The 4,718-nt window shown below is 40.2% G+C and carries 8 protein-coding genes and 1 pseudogene; all 9 read left to right on the top strand.

What is annotated here, in order from left to right; translation table 11 throughout:
* Nucleotides 1-586 precede the first annotated feature (586 nt).
* On the top strand, nucleotides 587-1,039 hold the full coding sequence (locus L1076_RS26755; protein WP_009704196.1) for a hypothetical protein: 453 nt from the start codon (nucleotides 587-589) through the stop codon (nucleotides 1,037-1,039).
* Nucleotides 1,023-1,146, top strand: a pseudogene (locus L1076_RS26750) (DUF3265 domain-containing protein). The gene L1076_RS26755 and the pseudogene L1076_RS26750 overlap by 17 nt, the downstream one beginning before the upstream one ends.
* 25 nt (nucleotides 1,147-1,171) lie before the next feature.
* Nucleotides 1,172-1,498 (top strand): hypothetical protein, encoded by a 327-nt coding sequence (locus tag L1076_RS26745; RefSeq protein WP_237304864.1) that lies wholly within the window; start codon nucleotides 1,172-1,174, stop codon nucleotides 1,496-1,498.
* Nucleotides 1,499-1,858: 360 nt separating this feature from the next.
* Entirely contained in the window at nucleotides 1,859-2,143 is a 285-nt protein-coding gene (locus tag L1076_RS26735; protein WP_237304862.1) for a hypothetical protein, read from the top strand.
* 142 nt (nucleotides 2,144-2,285) lie between these two features.
* Nucleotides 2,286-2,801, top strand: a complete 516-nt coding sequence (locus tag L1076_RS26725) for a GNAT family N-acetyltransferase (protein ID WP_005445228.1) — start codon at nucleotides 2,286-2,288, stop codon at nucleotides 2,799-2,801.
* On the top strand, nucleotides 2,789-2,917 hold the full coding sequence (locus L1076_RS27085; protein WP_072609596.1) for a DUF3265 domain-containing protein: 129 nt from the start codon (nucleotides 2,789-2,791) through the stop codon (nucleotides 2,915-2,917). Before L1076_RS26725 ends, L1076_RS27085 begins: the two co-directional genes overlap by 13 nt.
* Nucleotides 2,918-2,952: 35 nt before the next feature.
* The gene (locus L1076_RS26710; protein ID WP_237304861.1) at nucleotides 2,953-3,270 is read left to right on the top strand and encodes a hypothetical protein; all 318 of its coding nucleotides are present in this window, start codon (nucleotides 2,953-2,955) and stop codon (nucleotides 3,268-3,270) included.
* A 36-nt stretch (nucleotides 3,271-3,306) separates the two neighbouring features.
* Nucleotides 3,307-3,909: a Shedu anti-phage system protein SduA domain-containing protein gene (locus L1076_RS26705; RefSeq protein ID WP_237304859.1), complete on the top strand. Its 603-nt coding sequence runs from the start codon at nucleotides 3,307-3,309 to the stop codon at nucleotides 3,907-3,909.
* 163 nt (nucleotides 3,910-4,072) lie between these two features.
* Nucleotides 4,073-4,597 (top strand): hypothetical protein, encoded by a 525-nt coding sequence (locus tag L1076_RS26700; protein WP_140108731.1) that lies wholly within the window; start codon nucleotides 4,073-4,075, stop codon nucleotides 4,595-4,597.
* The last annotated feature ends 121 nt before the right edge of the window (nucleotides 4,598-4,718 follow it).

Here is a 4,718-nt window from a genome sequence, read left to right as displayed (position 1 = left end):
GTACGTTAACAGGGCGTTAGTACGGGTTTGACATCAAAGGTCATAAGTTTTGGTGTTTATCTGTTTTGGCGTTCGTCTTTACACCTTTCAGTTTGTACCTTTCACGTTCTCTCCGGTGGCACTATGTGCGGAGTGTTTGCTTTGATTTCACCGTTTACGGTTTCTAACTTTTAGCCTATTTCTTTGGTGCTTCTTCATTTTCGTGGTGGCTTTTGAGAGAACCTTGGTTGTAATTGATGCTGTCGTCGGAGTACGAGGACCGAATCCTTTTCTAATTTGAAGCCAGTAAAAGTAGGGCAGTTCCGTGCGTTTTTCTTCTAGCCAACTCTCGTCCTTCAATGACGGTAAAGTTTTGTAGCTGCCCGTCCCATTTCAGTGTTCAAAGTCTTTCATATCATGCTACTTTTCAATATCTTGGAGCGCATAAATAGAAGTGGCGCATGTACTAACAAATTGCTTAAGAGTGATTCGTAACGCGTGGCATTTTTACTATGCGGTGGCTTAGGGTGATTAAGGCGCTGTGCGGTAGCTTTTGTATTGCGTTACTCACACCTTAGCAAGGCGTTAGGCGAACAGGAGTGTTAATTTGGATCACGAGAAATTTAGAAGTTTGGTCAAAGACTTGTATAAGACAGTTTCTGAGCTAGAAAATATGTTTCCGGGTAGGCATTTCACACCAGATGGTCACATGGTTGGTAGTTTAGGCGAATGTTTAGTTGCCGATGCTTATGGACTTGAGCTACTAACGGCATCGAATAAAGGCTTCGATGCAATAGGTCCGTCAGGCGTAAAGGTTGAAATTAAAGCGACACAATCTACTCGAGTCGCATTTAGAAGTTGCCCAGAACACGCAATCGTAATCAAAATTCTTCCTGATGGCACATTTGAAGAATTTTACAATGGTAGCGGTTTGCGTATCTGGGAGCTATTTTCAGGCAAGCCTTTACCTAGTAATGGTCAATATCAAATTGCGTTATCAAAGTTAGCTACCTTAAACCAACAGGTGCCAGACAGCGAAAGACTTGGGAAATTCGCCTAACAAACTGTTCAAGAGGGATTCACAACGCGTGGCATTTTTACTATGCGTTGGCTTTAGTGTTTAAGGTGGTATGCGGCGGCGTTGGTATTGCGTTGCTCACCCCTTAACAGGGCGTTATGTTTTTTGGTAGAAATGATGGAATTCAAGCTAGAAATCTATGCACCTGAAACAGAAGTTTTAGCTATCCGTGATGCTCTTAACTCAGTTGGTGCAGGTGTTGTGGGTGACTATGATAGCGTTATTTCTATCGTAAATATTTCAGGGTTCTGGAGACCAACTGAAAGCTCGGAACCTGTTACTGGCGAGAAGGGTGAAATTAACTTTGGTGAAGAGGTCAGAATTGACGTTAGATGCCAAGAGTCTTTAGTTCAAGCTGCACTTGATGCTATTCGAACAATTCACCCTTACGAAGAACCAGTGATCAACATTTTACCTCTCTACAACCATAAGTTTGTCTAGCTACGTCAGCACAAACATAACAAACTGTTCAAGAGGGATTCGCAATGCGTGGCATTTTCACTATGCGTTGGTTTTAGTGTTTAAGGTGGTATGCGGCGGTTTTGGTATTGCGTTGCTCACCCCTTAACAGGGCGTTAGGCAAATATGGGAACAAACTGAGAAAATATGGGCTGTTTTGAATTTTGTAATTGTAGCTGTAGTGATACAGACGCAAATTTCGATCGTGTATTATCCACGGAGACAAACTTTGGTTTCAGTCTATCTCAAATATCGAAATCGAATATTGGTTGGTTTACGGACGAAACCATCGCAGACCATCAACTTGAGCTCTGGGGCATTGGAGAACAATCCGGTATCTATATGCTTTGGCATAAAAAAGACTATTGTGCCCAGCATGACCGTTATCACATGACATGTCTGTATGTTGGTAAAGGCTACGTTAATTCTCGTTTGCGCTCTCACTGGAAAAAGAAAAACTTCTCAGATGAGATGCTCATTTACTTCTCATATTTTCCTTGCACGAACAGGCAAGCTAAATACATCGAGCAATTGTTCCTAGATCTATACGATCTACCGCTAAATAAGGCAGAGAATGACGGTGAGCTTATCTTATGTCAACATTGGACACAGTGGGACGTTGACTAATTTGCCTAACAAAATGTTTAAGAGGGATTCGCAACGCGTGGCATTTTCACTATGCGTTGGTTTTAGTGATTAAGGTGGTATGCAGAAGCTTCGGTATTGCGTCGCTCACCCCTTAACATGGCGTTATGTGAATAGGGAAATTATGCAGCAAGCAATTGAAAGTGAAAGACTAATATTACGACCATTTTCTATGTCTGACGCTGAGCGCGTTTCAGAGTTGGCTGGCGACAAGCAAATATCAGAAATGACAGCAAATATTCCGTATCCATATACAGTTAGTGATGCTGAAAATTGGATTCGTACACATGCTGAGTTGTTTTTAAGTGGTAAAGGTATTGTCTATGCCATTGTCCTAAAAGAGAGTTCTGAGCTTATTGGTGCTATTAGTTTTCCAAAACTGGAAAATGGTTTAGGTATTCTGGGCTATTGGTTAGGCGTTCCTTACTGGGGCTGTGGTTATGCTACAGAAGCATCTAAGGTTCTGATTTCATTTTCAAAAAAGCATTATGGATTAACAAGGTTAAAAGTAATGCATTTAGTTGGAAATGAGCGTTCAAAATCAGTTATTGAAAAGCTCGGTGTAAAATACGTAGGCGATCAGACAAACCGCATGCAAGGTAAAGATCGTGAAGTAAGTGTTTATATATCAGAGGCATAAATTCACATAACAAACAGTTCAAGAGGGATTCAGCACGCGTGGCATTTTTGGTATGCGTTGATTTAGGTGTTGAAGTGCCATGCAGCGGCTTGGTCATTGCGTGCTTCACCCCTTAACTGGGCGTTAGCAGTTTCAGTAATTGGAGAGTTCAGTGGCAAAAGTTAATGGACAAAAATTCACAGTATTAAAAGATAAAAAAACGGTAATCACTCGCGCAGGTATGTGGAAAGTTCCACATAATACTCGTGATGATGAAGTTCATCTTAAAATTGGACGCTATCATAAGCCAAAAGAGTGGTTTGAAAGTGAAGTGGCTGAACTTGACAAACCAAAGAGTGAATTAACCCTTACTGGAGATGAATTTGTCAATTTGATCAGCTTTATTCAAGAAAACTATGAACCATTCAAAAATGGTACAAAGGCATTCATACCACTTGATAACCCATACGATCAGAGTGTCGCTCATTAGGTTAAACAATTACTAAACCTCGATGATCGTGAAAGAATGCTCAATTTTCTAATTGAAAATGAAGTTATTCCAAGTGATCTAGAAATAGGTTTAGCTCACGCTAAACGTTCACGGGCGATCGACCAATTTAATGCCATGTTAGAGCTAGACCTTACAGAAAATAATTGGCAGGCATGGTTTGAAGATAATTCTTGGGTGTTAGGTACAGACTTTGTCAAAGTCCTAGATGAACGCACTATCGACACTGCGAATATATCTGATTTTCTCATGCAAAGTTATGATGGATTCCTCGATATAGTTGAAATCAAACGTCCTGAGGGTGGTTTGAAGTTTTGGCAGTCAACACTCGATCATGGAAACTATATACCACATTCTGATTTAATTAAGGCTATTACTCAGTCATCCATTTATATCCATGAAGTCGAGCGAGAAGCGGATAGCCAGAAATTTTTTAAGCGGGTTGGTGGTGTCACGACAATCAAACCTAGATGTACACTAATTTATGGACGGTCTAATGACTGGAATACTGAGCAACAAGAAGCATTTAGAATCTTGAACTCAAGTTACCACAATCTAACCATTATGACTTTTGACCATGTGTTAGAAAGAGCTAAGCGTATACTTGGGCAAAACTGCTAACAAGCAATTTAAGAGGGATTCACAACGCTTGGCACTTTTGCTTCTACTTCAGTTTTAGTGTTTATGGCACAATACTTTAGGTTTGGGTAGTGGCGTTGTTCACCCCTTAATTGGGCGTTATGCATCTTTTCTTATTCAGAATTCGATAGGTAGCAAAATAAAAATGAAGTTAAAAAATATATTCATTTGTTTAGGTATGGCTGTAGTAGTTTTAGGGCTCGCTACGTGTGGGTATAAAATGTACAAAGGCAGTGATTATACGGCGTACCTTATTGACGTCCACAATGTAAAAAACGCAGTAATTGATACCAAAACCATCTCTAATGAAAAGGTTTCTGTTAAATACTTTAAATCCAAGAAAAATCTACTGGTCAACTTAAATAACTATGTGGGTAATGAAGATACGGTTTGCGTTGGAAAAATAGATGACTTACTTAGTGGTGACGTGGTTGGTGTCTTGATACAAAACATCAACCTGTTTGGTCAGGTGCGCAATTACTATTCGGCAATCATTGAACATGATAACGAAGTGGCAAATCATGATGACTCAAATGGCACTAAAGGTCACATACAAGGTGTGCGTTACTCTGAAAAAATAAAGAAATTAGATACAGGAGAAAGTCTTGCTTATGTGAATGACATTGGGGCTTGCAGCGCCATGATCAAGAAATTTTTAAGCACGCTGTAGGATATGCATAACAAACTGTTTAAGAGGGATTCGCAACGCGTGGCATTTTTACTGTGCGTCGTTTTTAGTGATTAAGGTGGTATGCGGTGGCTTTTGTATTGCGTTGCTCACCCCTTAACAG

The organism is Vibrio sp. MMG023 (assembly GCF_021654215.1).
Taxonomy (GTDB): Bacteria; Pseudomonadota; Gammaproteobacteria; order Enterobacterales; family Vibrionaceae; genus Vibrio; species Vibrio jasicida.
Note: the sequence above shows the minus strand (reverse complement) of the source record. Positions and strands in the feature narration are given on the sequence as shown.

Coding starts and splice junctions, on each gene's coding strand:
- L1076_RS26705 (WP_237304859.1), top strand. CDS start 3,307: ATGCTCAATTTTCTAATTGAAAATGAAGTTATTCCAAGTGATCTAGAA.
- L1076_RS26735 (WP_237304862.1), top strand. CDS start 1,859: ATGCTTTGGCATAAAAAAGACTATTGTGCCCAGCATGACCGTTATCAC.
- L1076_RS26745 (WP_237304864.1), top strand. CDS start 1,172: ATGATGGAATTCAAGCTAGAAATCTATGCACCTGAAACAGAAGTTTTA.
- L1076_RS26725 (WP_005445228.1), top strand. CDS start 2,286: ATGCAGCAAGCAATTGAAAGTGAAAGACTAATATTACGACCATTTTCT.
- L1076_RS26700 (WP_140108731.1), top strand. CDS start 4,073: ATGAAGTTAAAAAATATATTCATTTGTTTAGGTATGGCTGTAGTAGTT.